We start from the raw sequence: 24,853 nt of genomic DNA, 5'->3' as shown, positions 1-24,853 counted from the left end.
CTGACGAGAGTCCCCCGCGCAGGACAGGATGGCGGCATGACCACCGTCTCGCGCGCCCACTCGTTCAACACCGCCGCCGCCCAGTACGCCGCGAACCGCCCGTCCTACCCGCCCGCCCTCCTCGACGCCGTCGAGGAAGCCGCCGGACGGCCCCTCGCCGGCGCCCGCGTGGCCGACGTAGGCGCGGGCACCGGCATCTCGACCGCCCTCCTGCACGCGCGCGGCGCGCGCGTGGTCGCCGTCGAACCGGGCGAGGGCATGGCGGCCGAGTTCCGCCGGGCGCTGCCCGGCGTGCCGATCGTGCGGGGCGACGGCAACGCCCTCCCGCTCGCCGACGCCTGCCTCGACCTCCTCACCTACGCCCAGTCGTGGCACTGGACCGAGCCGGCCCGCTCGGCCCCCGAGGCGACGCGGGTCCTGCGCCGGGGCGGCGTGCTCGCGCTGTGGTGGAACACCGTTGCTCTCGACGTCCCGTGGATCGCCGCGCAGCACGAGCGCATCGCGCGCCACGTGGGCGTGGAGACGGGCGCCAGGCAGCGCCCCGACGAGGCCCGCGCCATCGAACTGTCGGGCCTTGCGGGCCTGCCGGGCCTGGGCGAGGTCACGCTGCGCCATGTGCGGTGGAGCCGGAACGTCCCGCTGGACACGCACCTCGCCAACATCGGCAGCCACTCGGCGTTCCTCGTCCTGGAGGAGGGCGACGCGCAGGCCTTCCTCACCGAGGAGCGCACCCGCCTCGGCGATCTCTTCCCGGACGGCACGGTGGAGGAGACCTACGTGGTCGAACTCCTGGTGGCCGTCCGCACCTGATCCACACTCCTCGCGACACCGGCCGCCGCCGTCACCGCGAGCACCACCGCCTCGCCGCGATGCTCACGCCACAGCGGCACCAACTCCCGTACCGGCACCAGCTTGCAGCCCGCGTGCACCAGGAGCCTCGCGAGCGCCGCCACCGGGATCAGCCCCAGCGCGGCGGGCAGCACGGCCGCGAACAGCAGCAGCCACACCCCGTGCAGGATCCGCGACGCCTTGGTCCGCGCCCCGGCCCGCACATCGGCAGCGCTCCGCACGATCACGGCGGTCATGGGCAGCGCACCGAGCACCCCGCACACCGTGTTCCCGGCGCCCTGGGCGATCGGCTCCTTGTCGTAGTCCGTCCGCGGCCCGCGGTGCAGCCGGTCCACGGCCGCCGCGCTGAACAGGGACTCCGCGGACGCGATCAGCGCGAACGCGAGGACCGTGCCGACGTCCCCGGCCCGGGTTACGTCCTGATGTCCCCTGAAGCGCGGAGTCACCCGTCCGCGGACGTCCCGGTTCCGGTCGACCCCCCGAGCGCCGGCGCCGCCAATGCGCCCCAGAACGCTTGACGGCCCGGCCTCGTCGGAGGGATATTCATCGCATGATGAATATCCCCGAGGGGTCATCCTCCCCGGAGCCATCCCCTTCTCCCTCCGCTTCGCCGGAACCCCCGGCGGCCGCCGCACACGCCGCCGTACACGCCACCGGCCTCACCGTCGTCCGAGGCCCCCGCCCCGTCCTGCACGCCCTGGACTTCGCCGTGCCCCGAGGCCAGATCACCGGTCTCCTCGGCCCCTCGGGCTGCGGCAAGTCCACGCTCATGCGCGCGATCGTCGGAACCCAGGCCAAGGTCACCGGCACGCTCACCGTCCTCGGCCACCCGGCGGGCTCCGCGGAACTCCGCTCCCGCATCGGATACGTCACCCAAGCCCCCTCCGTATACGCCGACCTGACGGTCCGCCAGAACCTGGACTACTTCTCGGCAGTACTCCAGCCCGGCCGCGCCGCCGCCTCCCACCGCCGCGACGACGTCGCCCGCGTCATCGCCGAAGTGGACCTGACCTCCCACGCCGACGCCCTGGCGGGCAACCTCTCGGGCGGCCAGCTCAGCCGCGTCTCCCTCGCCGTCGCCCTCCTCGGCACCCCCGAACTCCTCGTCCTCGACGAACCGACCGTCGGCCTCGACCCCGTCCTGCGCCGCGACCTGTGGAACCTCTTCCACTCCATCGCCGCCGAGCGCGGTGCCACGCTCCTCGTCTCCTCCCACGTGATGGACGAGGCCGAGCGCTGCCACCGCCTCCTCCTCATGCGCGAGGGCGAGATCCTCGCCGACGACAGCCCCGACGCCCTGCGGACCGCCACCGGCGCCGACACCGTCGAAGACGCCTTCCTCCACCTCGTCGACCAGGCCGACACCCTCCAGCGGAGCCCCCGATGAACGCAGCCCGCACGCTCGCCACCGCAGCCCGAGTCCTGCGCCAGCTCCGCCACGACCCGCGCTCCATCGCCCTGATGCTGCTCGTCCCGTGCGTGATGCTCTTCCTGCTCCGCTACGTCTTCGACGGCAGCCCCGGCACCTTCGACTCCATCGGCGCCTCCCTCCTCGGCATCTTCCCGCTCATCACGATGTTCCTGGTCACGTCCATCGCCACCCTGCGCGAACGCACCTCGGGCACCCTCGAACGCCTCCTCGCGATGCCCCTGGGCAAGGGCGACCTCATCGCCGGCTACGCCCTCGCCTTCGGCGCCCTCGCGGTCGTCCAGTCCCTCCTGGCGACGGCCCTCGCCCTGTGGGGCCTCGGTCTCGACGTCACCGGTTCCGCCTGGCTCCTGCTCCTGGTCGCCCTCCTCGACGCCCTGCTCGGCACCGCCCTCGGCCTCTTCGTCTCCGCCTTCGCGGCCTCCGAGTTCCAGGCCGTCCAGTTCATGCCGGCGGTGATCTTCCCCCAGCTGCTCCTGTGCGGCCTGTTCATCTCGCGCGACAAGATGCAGCCCGTCCTCGAAGGGATCTCCAACGTCCTCCCCATGTCGTACGCCGTCGACGGCATGAACGAAGTCCTCCGCCACACCGACCTCACCGCCGGCTTCATCCTCGACGCGGCCGTCGTCGCCGGCTGTGCCGTTCTCGTCCTGGCCCTCGGCGCCGCGACGCTCCGCCGCCGTACGGCCTGACCGCCGCCGATGCGAGGATGACCCCGACGGACGCAACCGCACCGAACCCCGCGCCCCGAAGGGTGGCCTCCATGCCCCAGCAGCACGTCGCAGTCCTCGGCACCGGAAAGATCGGCGAGGCCCTGCTCAGCGGAATGATCCGAGCGGGCTGGGCCCCGGCCAACCTCCTGGTCACGGCCCGCCGCCCGGAACGCGCCGAGGAGCTCCGCACCCGCTACGGCGTCACCCCCGTCACCAACGCGGAGGCCGCCAAGCAGGCCGACACCCTGATCCTCACGGTCAAGCCCCAGGACATGGGCACGCTCCTCACGGAACTCGCCCCGCACCTCCCCGCCGACCGCCTGGTCATCAGCGGCGCGGCGGGCATCCCCACCACCTTCTTCGAGGAGCGCCTGCCCGAAGGCACCCCCGTCGTGCGCGTCATGACGAACACGCCCGCCCTCGTCGACGAGGCCATGTCCGTCATCTCCGCCGGCTCCCACGCCACGGCAGCCCACCTCGCCCACGCCGAGGAGATCTTCGGTGGCGTGGGCAAGACGCTCCGCGTGCCCGAGTCCCAGCAGGACGCCTGCACGGCCCTGTCCGGCTCGGGCCCGGCGTACTTCTTCTACCTGGTCGAGGCCATGACCGACGCGGGCATCCTGCTGGGCCTGCCCCGCGACAAGGCCCACGACCTGATCGTCCAGTCCGCGATCGGCGCCGCGACGATGCTCCGTGACAGCGGCGAGCACCCCGTCAAGCTCCGCGAAAACGTCACCTCCCCCGCCGGCACGACGATCAACGCCATCCGCGAACTCGAGAACCACGGAGTCCGCGCGGCCATGATCGCCGCCCTGGAAGCCGCCCGGGACCGCAGCCGAGAACTGGCCTCCGGCAACAGCTGACCCACTGCCCTGCGCCCTCCACCGCCGCCCGCGCCCGAGTGCTGCGCGGGCGGCGACGTGGGAAGGACGGCGATGCGAGAGCGGCCCTCACTCGGCGCCGCGGTCCATCAGTGAGAAGAACGTGTCACCGCGGACGACCTCGAAGGGGTCCTCCAGCAGTGCGGCGAGGTCCGCGATATCGCTCGGGGTCCAGTCCCAGGCGTTGATCGCGGCGGCGATGAACATCGGCTTCGACGGGTCCCGCCCCTCGATGTGCCGGAGCAGCGCGTCGCGGAACTCCTTGCCCTTCCCCTGCGGGTAGAAGTTGCCGATCACCGGGATCCCGGCCGGCCTCACCTGCAGATCGCCCGTCTCCCAGGACTGGATGACGCCGCGCACCGGCGTGTTCTTGCGGTAGGACGCCATGACCCGCTCGCCGAACGGGACCCAGCCGTCGCCCGCGGTGTTGCGGGGATTGTAGGCGTAGGCCAGATCCATGCCGGTGCGGCGCAGGAAGCGGCCGCTGAGCGCCGTGTACGCGTCCAGAGCCTCCTCGGGCCAGGACCCGGGGTAGGTGTAACCGGCCCCGGACGGGCCGGAGATGAGCAGGTCGTTGGCGGTCGCGGTCTTCTGGTAGTACGCGAGCAGCGCCGGTCCGATGTCGGCGAGCAGCGGGCTCACCGTCCAGTTGACGGGGACGGTGCCGCGCTTCGGGTCGTCCCAGATGTCCCGCATCCGGCGCTGGCAGTACTGGATGTTGTCGCCCTCGCCGACCGTCAGCGTCACGTACACGCGGTTGCGGAGCTCGGCCTTCGGGCTGGGCCGTACCCGGTCGGAGATCTTCGCCGGGGTGCCGGCGTGCACGGTGCCGTTCATGTAGAAGTCGGCGGGCACGACCGGGATGCCGTGCTGCGAGGCGCGGTCGACGCCGCCCCACTCGCCGGCCACGTCGTTGGAGAACCAGCCGGTGTACGGGGTGGTCGGCTCGAGCCTGGCGAACGTCTCGTCCAGCAGCTTGCCGGTGTCGCCCGACGGCGGCAGCCACAGCACCATGCCCCGGCTCGCCACCACGTAGTCCCGGAAGTACGGGAAGGGCTCGACACGGGTGGGCGCGGTCGTGGTGGCGGTGACCAGGTACTGGTTCCACATGTCGACGTCGACCGTGAGTACCTTGGCGCCGGCGGGCGCGGTGAAGCGGTAGACGAAGTAGCCGCCGCCGTCGCTGAACCGGTTCGACCTGTCCCCGACGGAGGAGTTGAGGCCGTCGAACAGGTACGGCTTCTCGGCGTCGGTGCCCGGCGTGAACGAGGCGATGTCCCTGCCGTCCGCCTTCACGGTGACCGAGGCGACCGAGGCGCCCCAGCCGTCGTCCCCGAAGGAGTCCTGGAACCGGAGGTAGACATCGTTGTCGCCGCCGAGCTCCGGGCTGAGGTCGAGCGTGCGGACCTTGCGGTTGGAGACGTCGCGGATCCGCTCGGTCTCCCGTGCGACCTCGCGCCACTTCACCCCGTCCACGCTGACGGTCCGGCTCGGCGGCAGGCCGGCCAGCAGGGCGTGGCTGCAGTGCGGGAAGAGGTGGTCGAGCTGCCAGCGGTAGGTGGCCAGGACGTCGCCGGCGTCGAAGCGGCCGCGCAGGTCGGTGACGGTCTTCAGGCCGTGGGTCTTCGCCTGTTCGGCGGTGGCGGCGACGGCGCCGTGGAGCCCGGCGAGCGTGGTGGCGACGTTCACCGAGTCGGGCACCTCGGGGTCGACGAGGACGGCGCCGCGCACCTCGTCGCGGTAGCGGCCGACCAGGTCGAGGGCGTCGGCGTGGTGGGTGGTCTTCGCGCCGGTGCCGGCGAGCCAGCGCAGGTCGGTCTCGCCGCTGTCGAAGGTGAAGTAGAGCCGTGGATCGCGCCGGTTGACGATGCCCTGAAGGGTCGTCAGCAGCAATTGGTCGTTGCCGTTCAGCTTGCTGACGTCGGCGACGTCGAGCCGGGTGGCGCGGCCGAAGGACGGCAGGAGGCGGGCCGCGGCGCCGCGCTCGGCGGCCCCTGCCTGTTGCGGCAGACAGATCCCGAGACTTCCGGCTGCCAGGACCGCGCCGCCCGCCTGCAGGAGATTTCTTCGTGACACCATCGACGATCACTGCTCCTCGAAAGCCTGACATCGTTGTAAACAGTCGGCGAAAGTAAGCCGGTCGAGGCCGCTTGTCCATGGGGTACGCGCAGATTTCTGCCGGGGTGGACCAAGTTTGCGGCGACTGCCGGGCAATGACGTCCCAGGTGTTGACGGCCTTGCGTCAACTGATCTACGTTGCGCCGCACTTGGGTTTCCATCGTTGTAACTCGGTCACCGGGAGCATGAGTTGAACAGACGTACCCTCCTTGCCGCCTCCCTCGCCGCCGCTGCCACCGCCGCCGTCTCGGGCTGCGGCAGCGGGTCCGGCCGCAAGCCGGGTGAGCTCGAGGTCCTCTACCGCGTGGAGAAGACCTGGCCGCACCTGGAGAAGATGCTGAAGGAGGCCAAGAAGGAGTACGAGGCCGCGCACAAGGGCGTCACCGTCAAGCTGACACCGGTCCAGGGCAGCAGCGAGGACTACTACACCAAGCTCGCCCTCCTGAACCGCTCGCCCGGCTCCGCCCCCGACGTCTACTTCCACGACACCTTCCAGGTCAACGCCGACGTCGCGGCCAAGAAGCTGGCCCCGCTGGACTCCTACCTCGCCAAGTGGCCCGACTGGGAGAAGCAGTTCCCGAAGTCGCTGCGCCAGGCGGCCCGGGGCCTGGACGGCAAGACGTACGGCGTTCCGGTCTCCACCGACAACCGCGGCCTCTGGTACAGCAAGGACGTCTTCAGGTCCGCGGGGCTGCCCGAGAACTGGGCCCCCAAGACCTGGGACGACATCCTCGACGCGGCCCGCACCATCAAGCGCAAGGTGCGCGGCGTCACCCCGTTCTGCATGTACTCCGCGAAGATCCACGGCGAGGGCGCCACCATGCAGGGCTTCGAGATGCTCCTGTACGGCACTCCCGGCGGCACCCTCTTCGACCACGGCAAGTGGGTGGCGCGGAGCAAGGGCATCACCGACTCCCTGAAGTTCATCGACACGATCCAACGCGAGGACCTCGGACCCAGGAAGGCCGACGCCCTCAACGCCAAGCTCGCCGACAAGGCGCTGTTCGAGTGGTTCCCCGAGGGCAAGCTCGGCATCAGCCTGGACGGCGGCTGGATCTCCGGCTCCTGGAAGCCGGCCGGACCGCACCCGTGGCCGGAGTGGACCAGGACGATGGGCTGGGTCCCGATGCCCACGCAGGGCGGCGAGGCGCCGGGCGCCGTGAGCATGTCGGGCGGCTGGGTCATGGCGGTCAGCTCGTACAGCAAGCTCAAGCAGAAGGGCTTCGACTTCATCACCGTCGCCCTGAACAAGAAGAACGCCGCCATGTACTCCGAGGGCTCCGGCGACCTCGCCGTCCGCAAGGACGTGGCGTCCGACCCGGCGTACCTCAAGAGCGACCCCTCGATCGCGTTCTGGACGGACCTCGCGAAGGTGACCCACTACCGGCCCGCCTACGAGCAGTACCCGAAGGTCTCCGCGCAGATCCAGGAGGCGATGGAGGCGGTCACCACCGGAAGCAGGTCCCCGGCGGACGCGGCGAAGCGGTACGCCCAGGAAGTGAGCCGGATCGTCGGTGCGGACAACGTTGTCTCGACCTCATGACGCTGACCGCCTCCGCCCCGGCGACGCGCGCCCCTGCGAAGACGCCGTCGCCGGGCCGCCGCTCGCTGCGGTGGCTCCTGCCGCTCGCGCCGGCCCTGGTCCTGATCGCGGTCTTCCTGGTGGGGCCGGTCCTGTGGAGCGTCTGGATCGCCTTCACCAACGAGACCCTCACCGGGTCGGCCTCCGTGAACTCGCACTTCGTCGGCCTGGACAACTTCACCCGGCTCTTCGGCGACGACGCGTTCACCGGCTCCCTGATGCGCACCCTCGTCTTCGTCCTGTTCTCGGCCGTGCTCGGCCAGAACGTGCTCGGCCTGCTCATCGCCCTGGTGCTCCGCGGCAAGAACCGGGCCGTCAGAGGCGTGGTGAACGGCGTCGTCATCGCTGCCTGGGTCGTCCCCGAAGTCGTCGCCGCCGCCTGCTGGTTCTCCTTCCTCGACGAGAAGGGCACGCTCAACTCGGTGCTCGGCGTACACCAGGAGTGGCTGGTCTCCGCGCCGATGCTCGCCGTGATCCTCGCCAACACCTGGCGGGGCACCGCGTTCTCCATGCTCGTCTACTCGGCGGCCCTGTCCGAGGTGCCCCGTGACGTGATGGAGGCCGCGAAGATCGACGGCGCGTCCACCGGCCGCACCTTCTTCAGCGTCACCCTGCCGCTGATCCAGCGCTCCGTGCTCTCCAACCTGATGCTGACCACCCTGCAGACCCTCGCGAGCTTCGGCCTGATCTACGCGCTGACCGGCGGCGGCCCCGGCGAGGAGAGCCAGACCACTCCGCTGTACATGTACGAGCAGGCGTTCAAGTACTTCGAGGTCGGCTACGGCAGCGCCATCGCCCTGGTGATGCTTCTGTCCGGCGCACTGCTGTCGCTGGTGTACCTGCGGCTGATCAAGGTGGAGGACCGATGACCCGCTGGGGCGCGCGCACCGCGTCGCACGCCGTGATCGCGCTGATCACGCTCTGCTTCCTCGGCCCGTTCGTGTGGGTGCTGCTCTCCTCCGTGCAGCCCGGCTCCTCGCCCGCGGCCGAGCCGTCCTTCTCCTTCTCGCTCACCAACTTCCGGGCCGTCCTGAACTGGGACACGGTGTACGGGCCGCTGCTCAACTCCGTGATCATCTCCGGGTCCACGGCCCTGCTCACGGTCGTCGTCTCCGGCCTGGCCGCCTACCCCCTCTCGCGCTACCGGCTGCGCTACAAACGGCACTTCATGCTCACGCTGCTGTTCTCGACGGGCCTGCCGCTGACAGCGATCATGGTGCCGGTCTACGCGATGTTCTTCCGCTTCCAGCTGTACGGCTCCGTCCCGGCGATGGTGCTGTTCCTGACGGCCGGCGCGCTGCCGTTCGCCATCTGGATGATGAAGAACTTCATGGACGGCGTGCCGGTCAGCCTGGAGGAGGCCGCCTGGGTGGACGGCGCGGGCTGGGTCCAGTCACTGCGCCGCGTGGTGGCACCCCTGATGGCGCCGGGCGTCGCCGTCGTCGCGATCTTCGTGTTCGTCGGTCAGTGGGGCAACTTCTTCGTCCCGTTCGTGCTGCTCGACACCCCGGAGAAGCAGCCGGCCGCGGTCACCATCTACTCGTTCTTCTCTCAGTACGGCCAGGTGGCGTACGGGCAGCTGGCGGCGTTCTCCGTCATCTACACCACGCCGGCCGTCCTGCTCTACGTCCTCGTCAACAAGTACCTCTCCGGTTCCTTCAACATGGCCGGATCGGTGAAGGGATAGCACGGTGCGCATCATCGGTGTCGAGCCGACCGACCTGTTCGTCGGTCCCGCGGACAACCCCCTGCAAGTCGTCCGCGTCGCACTCAGCGAGCCCGCCCCGGTCGTCGTCACCGGCCCCGGCGCATACGGCGAGACCACCGCGGGAGAGCCGGGCGAGCCCGTGGAGATCGGGGTGCGCTGCGAAGCCGCGCCCGGCGCCGTCGTCCCCCTCACGGTGACCGCAGGCGATCAGGTGGCGCACGGCGAACTGACCGTGGCGGAGCCGGGCTGGACGGTGTGGATGGTGCCGCACTTCCACTACGACCCGGTGTGGTGGAACACGCAGGCCGCGTACACCACCACCTGGGACGACGCGGGCGACACGGCGCAGCGGTTCCGTATCGACTGGCAGTACACCGGCTTCGAGCTGATGCGGCTGCACCTGCAGACCGCGCGCCGTGACCCCGACTACCGGTTCGTGCTGGCCGAGGTCGACTACCTCAAGCCGTACTGGGACGCGCACCCCGGCGACCGCGCCTATCTGCGCCGCCTCCTGCGCGAGGGCCGCGTCGAGCTGATGGGCGGCACCTACAACGAACCCAACACGAACCTCACCTCCGCCGAGTCGACCGTCCGCAACCTCGTGTACGGCATCGGTTTCCAGCGCGGCGTCATGGGCGGCGACCCGCGGACAGCCTGGCAGCTGGACGTTTTCGGGCACGATCCGCAGTTCCCCGGGCTCGCCGCCGACGCCGGGCTCACCTCGTCGTCGTGGGCACGCGGCCCGCACCACCAGTGGGGCCCGATGCTCACCGACCGCGACCGGGAGCAGGACGGCTGGGGCGACCCGTCGGCGATGCAGTTCCCCGCCGAGTTCGAGTGGCTCTCGCCCAGCGGCCGCGGCGTCCTCACCCACTACATGCCGGCCCACTACAGCGCCGGATGGTGGATGGACTCCGCCACCAGTCTCGCCGAGGCGCAGGAAGCGGTCCTGGAGCTGTACCGGCTGATGAAGAACGTCGCCGCGACCCGCAACCTGCTCCTCCCCGTCGGCACCGACTACACCCCGCCCAACCGCTGGGTCACCGAGATCCACCGGGACTTCGCCGCCCGCTACACCTGGCCGCGCCTGAAGTGCGCCCTGCCGAGCGAGTTCTTCGCGGCCGTACGCGGCGAGCTGACCGAACCCTCGCCGCAGACCCGGGACATGAACCCGGTCTACACCGGCAAGGACGTGTCGTTCATCGACACCAAGCAGGCGCAGCGCGCCGCCGAGTCGCTGCTCACGGAGGCCGAGACGTTCGCCACCCTGGCTTCCGTCGAGACGGGCGCGGACTACCCGCACGCCCGCATCGACAAGGCGTGGCGGCAGCTCGCGTACGGCGCGCACCACGACGCGATCACCGGCTCCGAGTCCGACCAGGTCTACCTCGACCTGCTCACCAGCTGGCGGGAGGCGTACGACACGGGGCGCGACGTCCTGGACGTCTCGCTGCGCCGGCTCGGCCCCGCCGCCGAGGACACGGTGACCGTCTTCAACCCGTCGGCGTGGCCGCGCACCGACCTCGTCCGCATCCGCCTCGCCCACCCCGAACCCGGCTTTGACGGCTGGGAGCTGGCGGACGGCACGCCGCTCGTCCTGGAGCATGCGCGCCACCACGGGGACGGCTCGCGCGCCGAGGCCGACGTGGTCTTCCTCGCCGCCGATGTCCCGGCGCTCGGCTACCGCACCTTCCGCCCCCGCCCCTCCCGTACGGCATCGCACTGGGCGCCGTCGCCCGACGGCACGACCCGCATCGCGAACTCCACGCACGCCCTCGAAGTGGACCCGCGACGCGGCGGCTGCGTCTCCCGGCTGACCGTCGGGGGCCGCGAACTGCTCCGGACCGGCCGCGTCGGCAACGAACTCCTGGTCTACGAGGAGTACCCGGCGCACCCCCGCTATCACGAGGGCCCCTGGCACCTCGTGCCGAACGGGGCCGTGACCGGCTCGGCGTCCGCGCCCGCCGCGTCCGTGCGGACCGAGACGAGCGCCCTCGGCGAGCGGATCACGGTGACCGGCACGGTCGGCCCGGTGCGGTACACGCAGACCCTCACCCTCTGGCACGGCGTCGACCGTCTCGACGGCGTCACGCACATCGACGCGTTCGACGGCGCCGACCGGCTGCTGCGGCTGCGCTGGCCGGTGCGCGTGCCCGGCGCGCTGCCCGTCAGCGAGGTCGCGAACGCCGTCATCGGGCGCGGGTTCGGCCTGATCGACGTCGACTCGGCGGAGCATCCCTGGACCCTCGACAACCCGGCGAACAACTGGTTCGCCCTGTCGTCCACCGCACGCGTCCGGCTCCCCGACGGGGACCGCGCCCTCGGCATCGCCGAGATCGTCACGCCCGACGGCGCCGGTGCCAAGGACCTCGCCGTCGCCCTGGTGCAGGCGGGCGTGACCAGCACCTGCTCGGCCGCGCCCGGCGCCCGCTACGGCGACCTCGCCGTGGACTCCAACCTCCCCGACGTACGCATCGCGATCGGTGGCCCGGACGAAAACCCGTTCACCGCCGAAGTGCTGACGGGGGAGTACGCCGCCGCGTTCGCCGCGCAGCTGGCGGCGACCGGCCGGGCCCGCCTGTGGGTCCCGGCCGACAGCCCGCTGGAGAAGGTGTGGGTGCCGGGCGCCGACCTGCGCGCCGCGCACGCGCTGCCGGTGCTCGTCGTGGCCGGTGAGGGCGCGGTGGACGACCTGGTCGCCGACCTGGACGACGCGACGATCGAGGTCGCGGACGGCGGCCCGCTCACCGAACCGCCGCTCGACGACTACACGGTCGCCCTCGTCAACCAGGGAGTTCCCGGCTTCGCGGTGGACTCCGGCGGCGCCCTGCACCTGTCGCTGATGCGCTCCTGCACCGGCTGGCCGTCCGGCGTGTGGATCGACCCGCCGCGGCGCACGCACCCGGACGGCTCCACGTTCCAGCAGCAGCACTGGACCCACTCCTTCGACTACACGCTCATGGCCGGACCGGGCGACTGGCGCGCGCAGAACGTGGTCCCGCGCGCCCACGACGTCAACCACCCGCTGCGCGCGGTACGCGGCGAGCGCGCGGGCCAGCCGGAGAAGCGGTCCTTCCTCGCGGTGGAACCGGCGGGCCAGGTCGTCCTCAGCGCGCTCAAGCCGACGGGGAACCCCCTGTCGGAGGGTGAACTGCCGGGCCCCGTATCGGGGTTGACGATGCGCCTTTACGAGGCGACCGGCCGGCCGGTCCAGGCCCGTCTGGCCACGGACCTCCCCCTCACCGACGCACACCGCGCCACCCTGCTTGAGCGCCCGCAGGCTCCCCTCGCCGGGCTCACCGTCGACCTCGGCGGCATGGACATCGCCACGGTCGTCGCCCGGCTCCCGCAGGCGCGCGGAGGGGTGGAGCCCGGCCGCGAGCCGGACCAGCCGGTGTTCACCCGCTACTGGCTGCACAACACCGGCCCGGCCCCGACCGGGAACCTGCCGGTGGCCGTCCACCTGCACCCGCCGGTGCTGCGCGGCGCGGGCGAGGTCACGCTCACCGTGGCGTCCGGCCTCACGGAAGCGTCCACCGCCGGAGAGGTCCAGCTGCTGCTCCCGGAGGGCTGGTCGGCGGACACGGCAGCGGTGCCGTACGACCTCGAACCGGGCGGTCACCTCGCCCGCGAGATGCGCGTTGCGCCACCCCCGTCGGCGGAACCGGGAACGTACTGGCTGCGGGCGCGCACGACGTACGAAGGGCAGACCTTCGAGGACGTGACCCGCGTCCTGATCGGCGAGGCTCCGGCGGCCGAGCCCGCGGCGACCCTCCGGACGACGGCGCTGCGACTGGCACGGGGGGAGGCGGGAACGCTCGACGTACACGTCACGTCGGACGCCCGTACTCCCGTCCACGTGCAGGCCCAGCTCATCAGTCCCTGGCAGACCTTCGAGCTGTTCCCGCACTGGAACACGGGCGCGGAGATCCCGGCGCGGGGTGAGCGCACGCTGAGCTTCCCGGTGGCCGTCCCCGCCGGCACCCGGCCCGGCCGCTGGTGGGCCGTCGTCAAACTGGCCGCCGCGGGCCATCTGCACTACACCGAGGCGGTCGAGATCGAGGTCGTCCCGTGACACACCCCCACATCGCCGCCCGGGTCGGTGACCGGACCTTCACCGAGGCCGAGGTGGAGGCCCGGGTGGCCGCACTCCGAAGCGGCCCCCTGGCGCCCCGCCTGCCCCGCCCCGGCACCGCGGACGCGCGCAACCTGCGCCGCTGGGTGGTCCAGGTCATGACGTACGAGGCGGTCGTCGAAGAGGAAGCGGCGGCGCTGAACCTGCCACCGCAGCCACCGCAGGCCAAAGCCGGGTTGAGCCTGGCCGACGCCCTGCGGATGGGTGGCGTGACGGCGGCGGTCCTGACGTCGCTGCCGGTGGCCCCCGCGGTACGCGCCCGGGTCACGGCCGACATCGCCGTACCGGAGCCCGCCGTCCGCGACTACTACGTTCGCAACGGTGACGTGCACCCCGGCCCGTACGAAGCGGAGCGCCCCGCCATCGAGCGCGAACTCCACCAAGTGGCCGCCGACCGCCACTTCACACTGTGGCTGGAACGCCGCCACGCAGAGTCGGTGACCCTGATGCCCGGGTACGAACACCCCGCGGACCCCCACCACACGGACGCCACGCATCGTCACTAGCCCCCGATGGACAGGAGCTGTCTCTGTGGCCGAACTCGACGACCTGCTGCAGCGAGCACGACGGATCCACGACCTGTACGACGAGCTGAACCTGCGCGAACGAGGGCGGGTGTGGACCCGGGAGGAGTTCGTGCTCGGCTTCATGGGCGACGTCGGCGACCTCGCCAAGCTGGTGATGGCCGAGGAGGGCGCCCGGGAGATGCCCGGCGGGCGGCAGGCACTCGAACACGAACTGGCCGACTGCCTGTGGTCCGTGCTGATTCTGGCGCACCGTTACGACGTGGACCTTCGGGCCGCCTTCGGCCGCACGATGACGGACCTGGAGCAGGCCATCACCGCGCGGCTTCCCGAGGAAGGGTGAGCCGGATGGACCGGGAGGCCATGGACCTCGACGCGTACGCCGCCCGGACGCGCACCGGGCCCTGCTACATCTGCGCTTACCTCGCGGGGGACCCGGACTACCGGCACGAGACCGTCTACGAGGATGACGCGCATGTGGCCTACCTGGACAGATACCCGACGCTGCCGGGCAAGGTACTGGTCGCGCCGAAGGCGCACATCGAGCACGTCGTCCGGGACCTGGACGAGGCGGCGTACAGCAGGCTGATGCTCGTGGTGCGCAGGGTGGCGCTGGCGGTGGAGGCGGTGTTCGCGCCGGAGCGGACGTACCTGCTGTCGCTGGGCAGCGGGCAGGGCAACAGTCACCTGCACTGGCACATAGCCGGACTGCCGCCGGGCGTGCCCTACGAGCGGCAGCAGTATCACGCCCTCATGACGGAGAACGGGGTGCTCGCACCCACCGCACAGGAGAGCGCGGACGTCGCGGACAGGCTGCGCCGGGCGATCGGCTGAGGGCCTGGCCAGGGACATGGAACCGCCCGGTGGGACCGGCAAGGCTGCCGGTCCCACCGGGCGGTTCGGGTGTCGCGGCACCTACTGACCGCCGAGCCCCGTCGTGGCCACGGACTTCACCATCTGGCGCTGGAAGATCATGAAGACCAGGATGAGTGGCACGGAAGCGAGCAGTCCGGAGGCGGCCAGCTGCGCGTACTGCAGTCCGTAGGAGTCCTTGACCGTCGCCAGGCCGACCGGCAGCGTCATCAGGGACTGGTCGCTGGTGCTGATGAACGGCCACAGGAAGTTGTTCCACGCGCCGATGAAGACGAAGACCGCCACGGCGGACAGGATCGGACGGGACAGCGGCAGGACGACGCTGAGGAACACCCGGGCGTTGCTCGCACCGTCGAGCCGGGCCGCCTCCTCCAGCTCACGCGGGATGGCGTCGAAGAACCTCTTCAGGATGTACACCATCGGCGGCGCCACGACCTGCGGCAGGATCATGCCGGCGTAGGTGTCCACGAGGTTCAGCGAGAGCATCTCGCGGAACAGCGGCACGATCAGGATCTGCGGCGGCACCATGATCGACGCGATCGTCGCGGCGAACAGCAGCCGCCGGCCCCGGAAGAGCGTGCGCGAGAACCCGTACGCCGCGAGCGCGGACACCGCGACGGTCAGCACCGTGACCATCGCCGCCACGAAGAAGCTGTTCAGCGCCCACACGGGGATCTTGCCGTGGCTGAATATCTTGCCGTAGGCGGCGGCCGTGAAGCCGTGCTCCGGTATCCAGCCGTCCCCGACGGAGGCCGCGTCGGGTTCCGTCTTGAGCGAGGTCACCAGCGCCCAGGCGATGGGCGCCAGCCACATCACGGCCATCAGCCCGAGCGCGGCCCAGGCGCCCGCCTTGGCGCCGGTCCCCGAGCCCAGTACCTGCTGCGGCCGGGTGCTGCGCCGGACCCGCGCGCGGCTCTCGGCCCCGCGCGCCGGCCGGGCCTCCGGGCGGATCAGGGTGTCGGCAGTCATCGTCACGCCTCCTTGCGCGAGAAGAACCTGAGCTGCCCGATGGAGAGGATCAGCAGCAGGGCGAAGAAGATGTACGACATGGCGGCGGCGTAGCCGAGCCGGTAGCCGGTGAACCCGGTGTCGAAGATGTACTCGAGGACCGGCCGGGTGGAGCCGTCCGGACCGCCCTTGGTGAGCAGGAAGATCTGGTCGAACACCTTGAGCGAGGCCAGCACCTGCAACACCGTGATCAGCGCGGTCGTCCGGTGGAGCTGGGGGATGGTGATGGACCAGAGGCGGCGCCAGGCACCGGCGCCGTCGATCGCGGCGGCTTCGTAGAGCTGGTCGGGCACGGACTGCAGGGCGGCCAGATACAGCAGGAAGTTGAAGCCGACGGTCCACCAGACGGTGATCAGGACCACCGACCACATGGCGTAGCGCTCCTCCACCAGCCAGCCGACGCCGTCCAGGCCGATCGCGTCGAGGAAGGTGTTGAGCATGCCGGAGTCCGTCTGGAACAGCAGGAGCCCGACCTGCCAGATCACGGCACTGGTGAGGAGGTACGGCGCGAAGAAGGAGAGCCGCCACAGCCACTGGCCGGGCAGCCCGGCGTGCACGAGAAGTGCCATGACCAGGGCGAAGACGACGAGCGGGACGGTGGACATAACCGTGAAGAGCACGGTGTGGCCGATCGTCTCCCACATCTTCGAGTCGGTGAGGGCCTCGGTGTAGTTGCCGAACCCGGCGAACGTGGAGTCCCCCCGGCCGGTGAGGCTGGAGTTGGTGAAGCTCATCCACAGGCCCCAGACGAGCGGCACCACGAGGAAGAGCCCGAAGACCACCACGAACGGGGCGACGAACAGGGGCCCGGACGTGCGGCCCAGCACTGAGCGGCGAGCCGGACCGGCGCCGCGGGTTGGCCATGTACTCATGACATTGCTGTCCTCTCGTGGCGTGTCAGGCGGGATTCGGCTTGCCGAGGTAGATGTCGAGGGCCGTGATCATCTTGTCGACGGCGGTCGCTGCGGAGTTGGCGCCCACCAGCGCGGTCTGCATGGCCTGGCACAGCTGCACCTGGGCATCGGCGCCGGCGCCCATGAACCAGGCCGGCGGGTCGAGGGCCGGCGAATTCGCCGCGGGCGCGTAGTCGATCTGCGGTTCCAGGTGCTGGTACTTCCGCGACTCGACGACCGGCAGATAGCCGGGGATGTGGCCGGCCTTGGCCCAGGTGAAACTCGCCTTGAACAGCTCGGCGACAAGGCGGTGCGTCGTGCGCCGCCGCTCGGGGTCGGGGTTCTTCTGGTGCGGCAGGACGAACATGTGGCTGTCGGCCCACGACGCGGGCCTGTCGTAGATCTGCGGGAAGGGCGCGGCCCCCAGCTCCATCCCCTTGATCTGGCTGAACGCGGCCGAGTCCCACTCGCCGGTGAAGATGAAGGGGGCCTTGCGGCCGGCGAAGGAGCCCACGGAGGTGGCCGGGTCCATGGTCCGGCACTGGGGCGCGGTCAGCTGCTGCATGAAGGTGATGACCTTCACGGCGGCGTCCCGGTCGATGGCGGCCTTCTTGCCGGACAGGTCGAACTCGCCGCCTGTCTGTGTGAACAGCGACCAGAACATCCGCCAGTTCTGGGCGGTGTCGTTGACGTGCCCGTACACCGGACCGAGCCCGCCCTTGTTGACGGACCGCAGCCGCTTGGCCGCGTCCAGATAACCCTCGGGCCCGTCGAAGGACAGCAACTTCCCGTCACTGTCGACCAGTTCGGCCTTGGCCATCACCTCCTTGTCGTAGAAGACGACGAAGGGGTGGGTGTCGAGCGGCAGCGCGTACTGATCGCCCTGGTACGTGCCGCGCCTGTACGTCTTCGGGTTGAGCGTCCGCGGTGTGACGCCGAGCTCCTCGAAGAGGTCCATGTCCCACGGGTCGAGCAGCCCGCCGGGCGCGTAACCCGCGAACCGCGACGCGTGCAGGATCGCCACGTCCGGTGCACGGCCGCCGGCCGAGGCCATGGCCAGCTTGGTGTAGTACGAGGCGCCCCAGTCGAGGACCGTGGTGGTGGTCTTCAGCCCCGGCACCCGCCGCTCGACCCGGGCCACCATGTCCTTCATCAGGCCGCCGTCACCGCCGGTGAACGGGTTCCAGTACTGGATGGCGCTGGTGCTCGCGGTGGCGATCGAGCCGCACGCGCTCAGCGCCGGTGCCGTCGCGGCCGCGGCGGATCCGAACAGGGCGCCGCGCAGCACGTTTCTGCGGGAGACGGCCATCACGCCGCCCCCTCGGTGTCCGACTCGACGGAGGCCGGGCGCAGCTGGGCGGCACGCACCCGCTCGACGTCGAGCTTGACGGAGCGGTCGAAGCGGTAGATGCCGTTCTGCTCCTGGAACACGTCGGTGAGCTGGGTGTAGCAGTAGCCGAACATGTCCGGGTCGTCGAGGAGCACCCCGGTCAGACCGGCGAAGCGCTGCTGGAACTCCTCCTCGTCCCGGGGCCGCTGCCCGTATCCCCACGAGGCGTCCCGGTCCTCACCGCCTGCCGCCGCGGCCTCCTCCGGGTTCCACCAGATCCCGCCGAACTCGCTGCAGAAATACGGCTGTCCGCGGTACGGCACCGACCATGCGGTCTCGCCCGGCTCGTCCTGCGGATTGACGAACGGCGCGTTCTTGTCGAGCCCCGCCATCAGTTCCCGGAAGGCTTCGGGGTCCTGCTCGTAGCAGTGCGAGTCGTAGACGTCCGTCTCGGCCACGCGGTGGGAGTAGCCGGAGGCGTCGAGCACCGGGCGCGAGGTGTCGGCAGCCTTGGTGGCGAGGAACATCGCACGGGTCGCGTCGTCGAGCGCGGTGTGCCGGTCGTGGAGCTGCTGACGGGTCTCGTTGAGCGGGCACCAGCCGATGATCGAGGGGTGCGAGTAGTCCCGCTCGACGGCCTCCAGCCACTGGGCGGCGAAGCCTGCGGTCTGCTGCTGGTTGTCGCCGCTCAGCGGGCCGCTGCTCGCGCCCCAGTCGCCGAACTCGCCCCACACCAGGTAGCCCAGGCGGTCCGCGTGGTGGAGGAAGCGCTCCTCGAAGACCTTCTGGTGCAGGCGGGCCCCGTTGAACCCGGCGGCGAGCGACAGCTCGATGTCACGGACCAGCGCGGCGTCGTCGGGCGCCGTCATCAGACCGTCCGGGTACCAGCCCTGGTCGAGGACGAGGCGCTGGAAGACCGGCTTGCCGTTGAGCAGGACACGCTTGCCCTCGATGGTGACCGAGCGCAGCCCCGCGGTGCAGCGGGCACTGTCGACCACGGTGCCGGAGCCGTTCACCACGTCGAGGTGGATCTCGTACAGGTGCGGGTCCTCGGGCGACCAGGTCCTGCGCCGATCCTCCGGGAGGGGCAGCACGAGGCGCGGCGCGAGATCGAGGTGGGCCGCGACCGAAGCCTCGACCACGGTGCCCTGCTCGTCGGTGAGCCGCGCCCGGATGCGATGGCCCGCGCGGCTGCCGGACAGGGGAAGTTCGAGGTGGAAGCAGCCGGCGGCGAGGTCCGGCGTGATGCGGGGCCGCCCCAGATGAGTGTCGGCCACCGGCTCCAGCCACACCGACTGCCAGATCCCGGTCGTGCGCGTGTAGAGGCAGCTGTAGTTGGCGTACTGGTCGGACTGCTTGCCACGGGCCTGCGGGCCCTGCCGGGAGTCCCTGGCGCGCACGACGACGACCGCCTCGTCGCCCGCGCTCACGACCCCGCCGAGGTCGGCGCTGAAGGAGGTGAACCCGCCGCTGTGGCGAGCCACTTCACGCCCGTTGACCCACACGGTGGCGTCGTGGTCGACGGCCCCGAAGTGCAGGACGGGACGCCGGCCCCGCCAGTCCTCGGGGATCCGGACCGTGCGGCGGTACCAGACGGCCCGGTGGAAGTCGGTGTCCCCGATGCCCGACAGCTCCGACTCCGGGCAGAAGGGGACAGTGATCCGCCCGGACAGCTCCGCGTGGACCAGGCCGCGCTCGAGTCCGCTGTCTCCCGGGTCGAAGGCGAACTGCCAGGTGCCGTTGAGGGTGAGCCAGTCGTCCCGGACGAAGCCGGGGCGAGGGTACTCGGGGCGGGGGCGCTCTTCAGACAGAGTTGACATCGTTGTCTCCTGGGACGGCCTCAGCGATGGCGCTCATCACAGCACAGGACTTACATCGTTAAAAAGACCTGTGTGCCAGGTAGTTGAACGAACTCGTCGAGCGGCCCCGCCCGCGTGGCTCGCTGTCGCACACTCCGCGGCTGTCGGGGCGGCAACGATGCAGCCCAGAAGGCAACGACTGCCCTCATCCACTCCTGCGCCACGAGACGTCCGGCCGTGGCGCCCAGCAGGACAGCGGACTGCGAGACAGCCGTGCACAGGGGCTGGCCCCATGCCAGATACCCGACGCTCGCCCCCGTGGACCGGGAGCGAGCGCATCCCGACGGCGTGGCTCAAAGACGCCATTCACCCAGTGCACTACACAGGCAACTACCCACCGTTCTCGAACGCGGGCGCTTCACGGGTGATTGCCGACGGTTCTCGGGCGCGGGCGCTTCGCGGGTGATTGCCGACGGTTCTCGGGCAGGTGCGCTTCAGAGGTGATTGCCGACCGTTCTCGAACGCCGGCACTGCGCAGGCAACTGGCGAGCTTCCGTTCTCGAACGCTCCTTAGGAAGCGCCGCAAGGTGGCCGAGGCCGCCGAGGCTTTCGTTTCGCCGGAGTTGCACTGGCCGGACCGGTCGGTGCCCCGTCATCGGCCGCGCGGCGAACAGGTCGACGACGTTCGGCGCGGCGGCCAGAAGTCGTACCGGACGGACCTCGCCCACCTCGAACTCCGGCCCCGCCGGCATGGACCTCACCGAATCCGGAGGAGCGGGCTGGCGCAGCGGGCGGGCAGGTGCGGGGAGGCTGGCGCAGCAGGCGGGCAGGCGGGCAGGCGGGCAGGCGGGCAGGCGGGCAGGCGGGCAGGTGCTGCGGGCATGTGCTGTGGGCATGCAGGCAGGCGCAGCAGGCGGCGCGGTGACGGGCGGGTCGACGCCGAGCGGTGTGCACAGGGTCCGCACCCCGGTCGCGGCGGCGAGGACTCCCGTGCCGACGGGATGTCCCCGCGTGCGGACACCGCTCCATGTACGCGACCGTGTCGCGCCGCGCAGCGCCGCGCCGTGTCGCGCAGCGACAGTGCGGGCGTCGCGTGGAGCACGCGGACACCGGGTGAGCCGACCGCCTCCGGGAGAATGGTGCGGGCGGCGGCGGGATCGAGGCCGATGCCGGAGGACGTGTGGAGCGCGCGTGCGGGCAGAACCCGCCGGCTGAGCTCGAAGCCGGGGATCTGGTTCCCGGTGGAGACTCATGACTGCTGACCGGTCTTCGCTGGGGTGCCGTCTGACGAAGTGGCAGCGGTGCAACCCCAGTGGAGATACCCGCAGCACCAGCCCGGTTCTCCTCGCCCCGGCGAACCACTGGCTCTGCGAATAACACGGGCACGGCGACGGTCCACACCGTCACGGCAACGCCCTGCACCGATACGACGGCGCTCCCCGCCGGCACCACGCCACCCGGCACCGATCCTCACCGGAACACATCCCCACCCGCGCCTGCCGGCCGGCGTCACGTCCGAGGTGCTGGCGTCTGCCCGGTCACGTCCGAGGAGCCGACGTCTGCCGCGTCACGTCCGAGGCGCGGGCGCCTGCCGCCTCGCCCGAGGCGCCCGAGGCGCCCGCGCCCGGCCGTCACACGCGAAGCGCCCCCGCCCAAGCCACGACCTCCGTCGTCGTGACCACCCGGGCGAAGCCGCCCCCGTGGAGTGTGACCGCCGAGGCCTGTGCCAGCTCCTCCGCTGTGCGGTGCCAGCCGAACGGGCCCTCCAGGTCGAAGGTGTACGTCGCGTCCAGCGCGAACAGCACCTCGTAACCCAGATTCCCGCCCATCCGCGCCGTTGTCTCCGCGCACATGTTGGTCTGGATCCCGGCCACCACGAACTGCCTGATACCGGCCGCCCTGAGCCACGCGTCCAGGTCCGGCGTCCCGTAGAACGCCGAGTTCACGGACTTCGTCACCAGGAGCTCCGCCCCGTCCCCCTTTCCGCGCCGCTCTTCCACGTACTCCTTGAAGCCGTTCCCAGCGTGCCCCGGCCGCAACGGTGACTGCGGCTTCGGTGAGTCGTGCCGCACGAAGACGACCGGCCGCCCTGTCGACTGCCACGTGTCGATCAGCGACGCGATGTTCTCGTCAGCCCCACGGTTGTTCCGCGGTCCCCAGAACTCCTCTTCCTCGAACCCCTTCTGTACGTCCACCACGATCAGCGCTGCGTTCTCTGCGATCTCCATGCCCACGATGCTCCCGCCCGGAGCGCGCCCGCCCCAGAGGTACAAAAGACAGCGATCGATGGTTTACTGCCACCGTGTCGCACGCAGACCCGCACTCACCCCCGCACCCCACCCAGCGCATCGCCCTCCTCGCCTTCCCCGGCATCCGGGCCTTCGATGTCTCCGTCATCACCGAGGTCTGGGGCACCGACCGCACCGACCGCGGCGTCCCTCCCTTCGACCTGCGCCGCGTCGCCGAAGACCGCACGCCCGTCCCCATGCGAGGCGGACTCACCCTCACCCCCGATCGCACCCTTACCTGGCTGACACGCCTCGCGCCCGCCACCGATCTGCTCGTCGTCCCCGGCCTCGACGACCACCTCACCCCCGCGCCCGAACCGGTCCTCGAGTCCCTGCGCCGCGCCCACGCCCGCGGCGTCACCATCGCCGCCCTCTGCGGCGGCGCCTTCACACTCGCCCAAGCCGGCCTACTGGACGGCCGCCGCGCGATCACCCACTGGAACCTCGTCGACCTGCTCCGCGCCCATCACCCCCTGGTCACCGTCGAACCCGACGCCCTCTTCATCGAGGACGACAACATCTGGACCGCCGCAGGCACAGCCGCCGGCATCGATCTCTGCCTGCACCTCGTCCGCAGGACCCACGGCGCGGAGACCGCCGCCACCATCGCCCGATCGATGGTCACGGCCCCCTTCCGCACAGGAACGCAGGCCCAGTTCATCGAGCACCCCACGCCACGGGCCGACCGCGACGCCGATGCGCTCACCTCCGTACGCGCATACGCACTCCAGCACCTCCACGAACCGCTCACCGTCGCCGGCCTCGCCGCCCGCGCCGGCATGTCCTCGCGCTCCTTCGCCCGTCACTTCACCGCAGCGACCGGCACCACCCCGCTGCGCTGGCTCCTGGACCAGCGCATGGCGGCAGCGCAGAAGCTGCTCGAACGCACCGACCTCCCTATGCCCGAAGTCGCACGCCGCGCGGGCTTCGGTAGCGAGGTCACGATGCGCCAGCACTTCGCATCGCGCCTCGCCACCAGCCCACGCTCCTACCGGGCCTCATTCGCCCAGCGGCCCGTCACCTTCTCCTGAGAACGGTCCTCCTAAGAACGGCCCTCCTTAGGACGCCCCTATATAGGGACGCTCAGGCAGCGGGAAGCAGTCCGATCGCCCTATAGGCGGCGTCCACGGTTGGCTTCGCCATCTCCCTCGCCCGCTCAGCACCCCGCCGCAACACCTCCTCTACATACGCGGTATCCGCGACCAGTTCCTTGTGCCTCTTCTGCAGGGGCACCAGAAGCTCCACCACGGCCTCCGCGGTCGCCTTCTTCAGCGCGCCATACGACTCATATACACCGCTCAGGCTCTCCGGGTTCCCACCCTCACAAGCGGCCAGAATCTCCAGCAGATTCGACACCCCGGGCTTGGCCTCGCGGTCGTACTCGACCTCCGCGCCGCTGTCTGTCACCGCCCGCAGGATCTTCTTCCGCACGACGTCAGGCTCGTCGAGGAGATAGACGATCCCGGCGCCGTTGTCGTGCGACTTCCCCATCTTGGAAGTCGGGTCCTGGAGGTCCATGACCCGTGCCGCGACCGCGGGCGGCGTGGCCCGCGGCACCGCGAACGTGTGCCCGTACCGCTGGTTGAACCGCACCGCGAGATCCCGGGTGAGCTCGACGTGCTGCGTCTGGTCATCACCCACAGGAACCTCGTCGGCCCGATAGGCGAGGATGTCCGCCGCCATCAGCACGGGGTACGTCAGCAGCGAGAGCCGAACACTCCCGCCCCGCTCCCGCTCGCGCGCGGACTTCTCCTTGTACTGGATCATCCGCCGCATCTCGCCGTCCGTGGCGACGCACTCGAGGAGATACGACAGCCGGGCGTGCTCGTCCACATGACTCTGTACGAACACGGTGCACACCTCGGGATCGAGCCCCGAGGCAAGAAGCAGCGTCGCCGCCTGCTTACTGAGCCGGTGCACCCGCGCGGGATCGTGGTCCACGGTCAGCGCGTGCAGATCGACGACGCTGAACAGCGCGTCAGCTCTGTGCTGATCGACTTCCGCCCACTGACGTACGGCGCCCAGATAGTTCCCCAGGGTCAGATGCCCGGTCGGCTTGACCCCGCTGAAGATTCGCGTCATCACTCCACCTCCTGGTCGGGACCGCCGCTGCCCGGCTGCCGGGCTCCGTGGTCTCCAGGAGGGAGATACAAGAACGGCCGCCGAGGCGGCGGCCGTTGGGTACATGCTTGTGCCGGCCGCCGTCAGGCGGCCCACCACTCCTGGGTGTGCGCATGCGTAGTCACGAGCCCAAGAGTAGCCGTCACAGGCGTGAAGTTGACACACCTGGGCCCCGTACGTAGTGTTCTCCGAGTTGCCCGACGTGAGCTCCGGTCCCTGACCGGTCCCCGGGTGGCCATTCCGCAAGAACCATTCAACGATCGATGTCGCGTCTCTCTGAGATGCGCCACGTTTCGTTTTCATGCGCCTTTGCGAAATGAGGAATCCGCGTTCGAAAGGACGCCCCCGATTAGCTCGGGGGGCAGGACTCCGCTAAAGTCTCACTCGTCGGAACGGCCCAACAGCCGCGAAGACAAGCCCCGCTGACTGGGAATCAGGCCCGAAAGGATCTGATAGAGTCGGAACCGCCGGAAAGGGAAACGCGAAAGGCCGAAAGGCCGGAGTGGGAACCTGAAAGGCGCCGAGGAAATCGGACGCGAAAGAGTCTGATAGAGTCGGAAACGCAAGACCGAAGGGAAACTGCCCGGAGGAAAGCCTGAGAG

The 24,853-nt window shown here is 70.5% G+C and carries 19 protein-coding genes and 1 pseudogene; 12 read left to right on the top strand and 8 right to left on the bottom strand.

Annotated elements, in window-relative coordinates:
• Positions 1 to 36: 36 nt before the first annotated feature.
• Entirely contained in the window at positions 37 to 810 is a 774-nt protein-coding gene (locus ACWIGU_RS08190; protein ID WP_454398694.1) for a class I SAM-dependent methyltransferase, read from the top strand.
• Between the two features lie 2 nt (positions 811 to 812).
• Here ACWIGU_RS08190 and ACWIGU_RS08185 read toward each other — a convergent pair.
• Positions 813 to 1,253 (bottom strand): annotated as a pseudogene (locus tag ACWIGU_RS08185) (SulP family inorganic anion transporter); the annotation flags it as partial.
• Between the two features lie 146 nt (positions 1,254 to 1,399).
• Here ACWIGU_RS08185 and ACWIGU_RS08180 point away from each other — a divergent pair.
• From ACWIGU_RS08180 to proC, 3 genes are all read left to right on the top strand, one after another.
• A complete protein-coding gene (locus tag ACWIGU_RS08180) occupies positions 1,400 to 2,236 on the top strand; it encodes an ABC transporter ATP-binding protein (protein ID WP_454398692.1) in 837 nt (278 codons plus the stop codon).
• Positions 2,233 to 2,970, top strand: a complete 738-nt coding sequence (locus ACWIGU_RS08175) for an ABC transporter permease (RefSeq protein ID WP_454398690.1) — start codon at positions 2,233 to 2,235, stop codon at positions 2,968 to 2,970. The genes ACWIGU_RS08180 and ACWIGU_RS08175 overlap by 4 nt, the downstream gene beginning before the upstream one ends.
• A 71-nt stretch (positions 2,971 to 3,041) precedes the next feature.
• On the top strand, positions 3,042 to 3,854 hold the full coding sequence (gene proC / locus ACWIGU_RS08170; RefSeq protein ID WP_454398688.1) for a pyrroline-5-carboxylate reductase: 813 nt from the start codon (positions 3,042 to 3,044) through the stop codon (positions 3,852 to 3,854).
• A gap of 87 nt (positions 3,855 to 3,941) precedes the next feature.
• Here the strand turns inward: proC and ACWIGU_RS08165 are convergent, their stop codons facing one another.
• Positions 3,942 to 5,951 (bottom strand): GxGYxYP domain-containing protein, encoded by a 2,010-nt coding sequence (locus ACWIGU_RS08165; RefSeq protein WP_454398686.1) that lies wholly within the window; start codon positions 5,949 to 5,951, stop codon positions 3,942 to 3,944.
• 229 nt (positions 5,952 to 6,180) lie between these two features.
• Between ACWIGU_RS08165 and ACWIGU_RS08160 the strand changes: the two genes are divergently transcribed.
• Genes ACWIGU_RS08160 through ACWIGU_RS08130 form a run of 7 tightly spaced genes read left to right on the top strand, consistent with a single transcriptional unit; the run spans position 6,181 to position 14,773 of the window.
• Positions 6,181 to 7,533, top strand: a complete 1,353-nt coding sequence (locus tag ACWIGU_RS08160) for an extracellular solute-binding protein (protein ID WP_454398684.1) — start codon at positions 6,181 to 6,183, stop codon at positions 7,531 to 7,533.
• A complete protein-coding gene (locus tag ACWIGU_RS08155; protein WP_454398682.1) occupies positions 7,530 to 8,441 on the top strand; it encodes a carbohydrate ABC transporter permease in 912 nt (303 codons plus the stop codon). Before ACWIGU_RS08160 ends, ACWIGU_RS08155 begins: the two co-directional genes overlap by 4 nt.
• Positions 8,438 to 9,259: a carbohydrate ABC transporter permease gene (locus tag ACWIGU_RS08150; RefSeq protein WP_454398680.1), complete on the top strand. Its 822-nt coding sequence runs from the start codon at positions 8,438 to 8,440 to the stop codon at positions 9,257 to 9,259. Before ACWIGU_RS08155 ends, ACWIGU_RS08150 begins: the two co-directional genes overlap by 4 nt.
• 4 nt (positions 9,260 to 9,263) lie before the next feature.
• Positions 9,264 to 13,355 carry a glycoside hydrolase family 38 N-terminal domain-containing protein gene (locus tag ACWIGU_RS08145; protein WP_454398676.1) on the top strand — a complete coding sequence of 1,364 codons (4,092 nt, stop codon included), beginning with the start codon at positions 9,264 to 9,266 and terminating at the stop codon, positions 13,353 to 13,355.
• Positions 13,352 to 13,921, top strand: a complete 570-nt coding sequence (locus tag ACWIGU_RS08140) for a DUF7158 domain-containing protein (protein WP_454398674.1) — start codon at positions 13,352 to 13,354, stop codon at positions 13,919 to 13,921. Before ACWIGU_RS08145 ends, ACWIGU_RS08140 begins: the two co-directional genes overlap by 4 nt.
• Before the next feature lie 25 nt (positions 13,922 to 13,946).
• Positions 13,947 to 14,282: a nucleotide pyrophosphohydrolase gene (locus ACWIGU_RS08135; RefSeq protein WP_454398672.1), complete on the top strand. Its 336-nt coding sequence runs from the start codon at positions 13,947 to 13,949 to the stop codon at positions 14,280 to 14,282.
• Positions 14,283 to 14,287: 5 nt separating this feature from the next.
• Entirely contained in the window at positions 14,288 to 14,773 is a 486-nt protein-coding gene (locus ACWIGU_RS08130) for an HIT family protein (RefSeq protein WP_454398670.1), read from the top strand.
• 81 nt (positions 14,774 to 14,854) lie between these two features.
• Here ACWIGU_RS08130 and ACWIGU_RS08125 read toward each other — a convergent pair whose 3' ends face one another.
• The 5 genes from ACWIGU_RS08125 to ACWIGU_RS08105 form a co-directional block, all read right to left on the bottom strand.
• Entirely contained in the window at positions 14,855 to 15,781 is a 927-nt protein-coding gene (locus ACWIGU_RS08125) for a carbohydrate ABC transporter permease (protein ID WP_454398668.1), read from the bottom strand.
• A gap of 2 nt (positions 15,782 to 15,783) precedes the next feature.
• Positions 15,784 to 16,692, bottom strand: coding sequence for a carbohydrate ABC transporter permease (locus ACWIGU_RS08120; RefSeq protein WP_454398666.1), 909 nt, complete (start codon positions 16,690 to 16,692; stop codon positions 15,784 to 15,786).
• A 25-nt stretch (positions 16,693 to 16,717) separates the two neighbouring features.
• On the bottom strand, positions 16,718 to 18,022 hold the full coding sequence (locus tag ACWIGU_RS08115) for an extracellular solute-binding protein (RefSeq protein ID WP_454398664.1): 1,305 nt from the start codon (positions 18,020 to 18,022) through the stop codon (positions 16,718 to 16,720).
• Positions 18,022 to 19,863: a glycoside hydrolase family 2 protein gene (locus tag ACWIGU_RS08110; protein WP_454398662.1), complete on the bottom strand. Its 1,842-nt coding sequence runs from the start codon at positions 19,861 to 19,863 to the stop codon at positions 18,022 to 18,024. Before ACWIGU_RS08110 ends, ACWIGU_RS08115 begins: the two co-directional genes overlap by 1 nt.
• Positions 19,864 to 21,473: 1,610 nt before the next feature.
• On the bottom strand, positions 21,474 to 22,070 hold the full coding sequence (locus ACWIGU_RS08105; RefSeq protein WP_454398661.1) for a cysteine hydrolase family protein: 597 nt from the start codon (positions 22,068 to 22,070) through the stop codon (positions 21,474 to 21,476).
• 74 nt (positions 22,071 to 22,144) lie between these two features.
• Here ACWIGU_RS08105 and ACWIGU_RS08100 point away from each other — a divergent pair, with 74 nt between their 5' ends.
• On the top strand, positions 22,145 to 23,161 hold the full coding sequence (locus tag ACWIGU_RS08100; RefSeq protein ID WP_454398659.1) for a GlxA family transcriptional regulator: 1,017 nt from the start codon (positions 22,145 to 22,147) through the stop codon (positions 23,159 to 23,161).
• Positions 23,162 to 23,213: 52 nt separating this feature from the next.
• Here ACWIGU_RS08100 and trpS read toward each other — a convergent pair whose 3' ends face one another.
• On the bottom strand, positions 23,214 to 24,212 hold the full coding sequence (trpS, locus tag ACWIGU_RS08095; protein ID WP_454398657.1) for a tryptophan--tRNA ligase: 999 nt from the start codon (positions 24,210 to 24,212) through the stop codon (positions 23,214 to 23,216).
• Between the last annotated feature and the right edge of the window lie 641 nt (positions 24,213 to 24,853).

The sequence above is a fragment of the Streptomyces sp. NPDC055400 genome (assembly GCF_053644375.1).
This window is presented reverse-complemented; position numbering and strand designations above follow the sequence as displayed.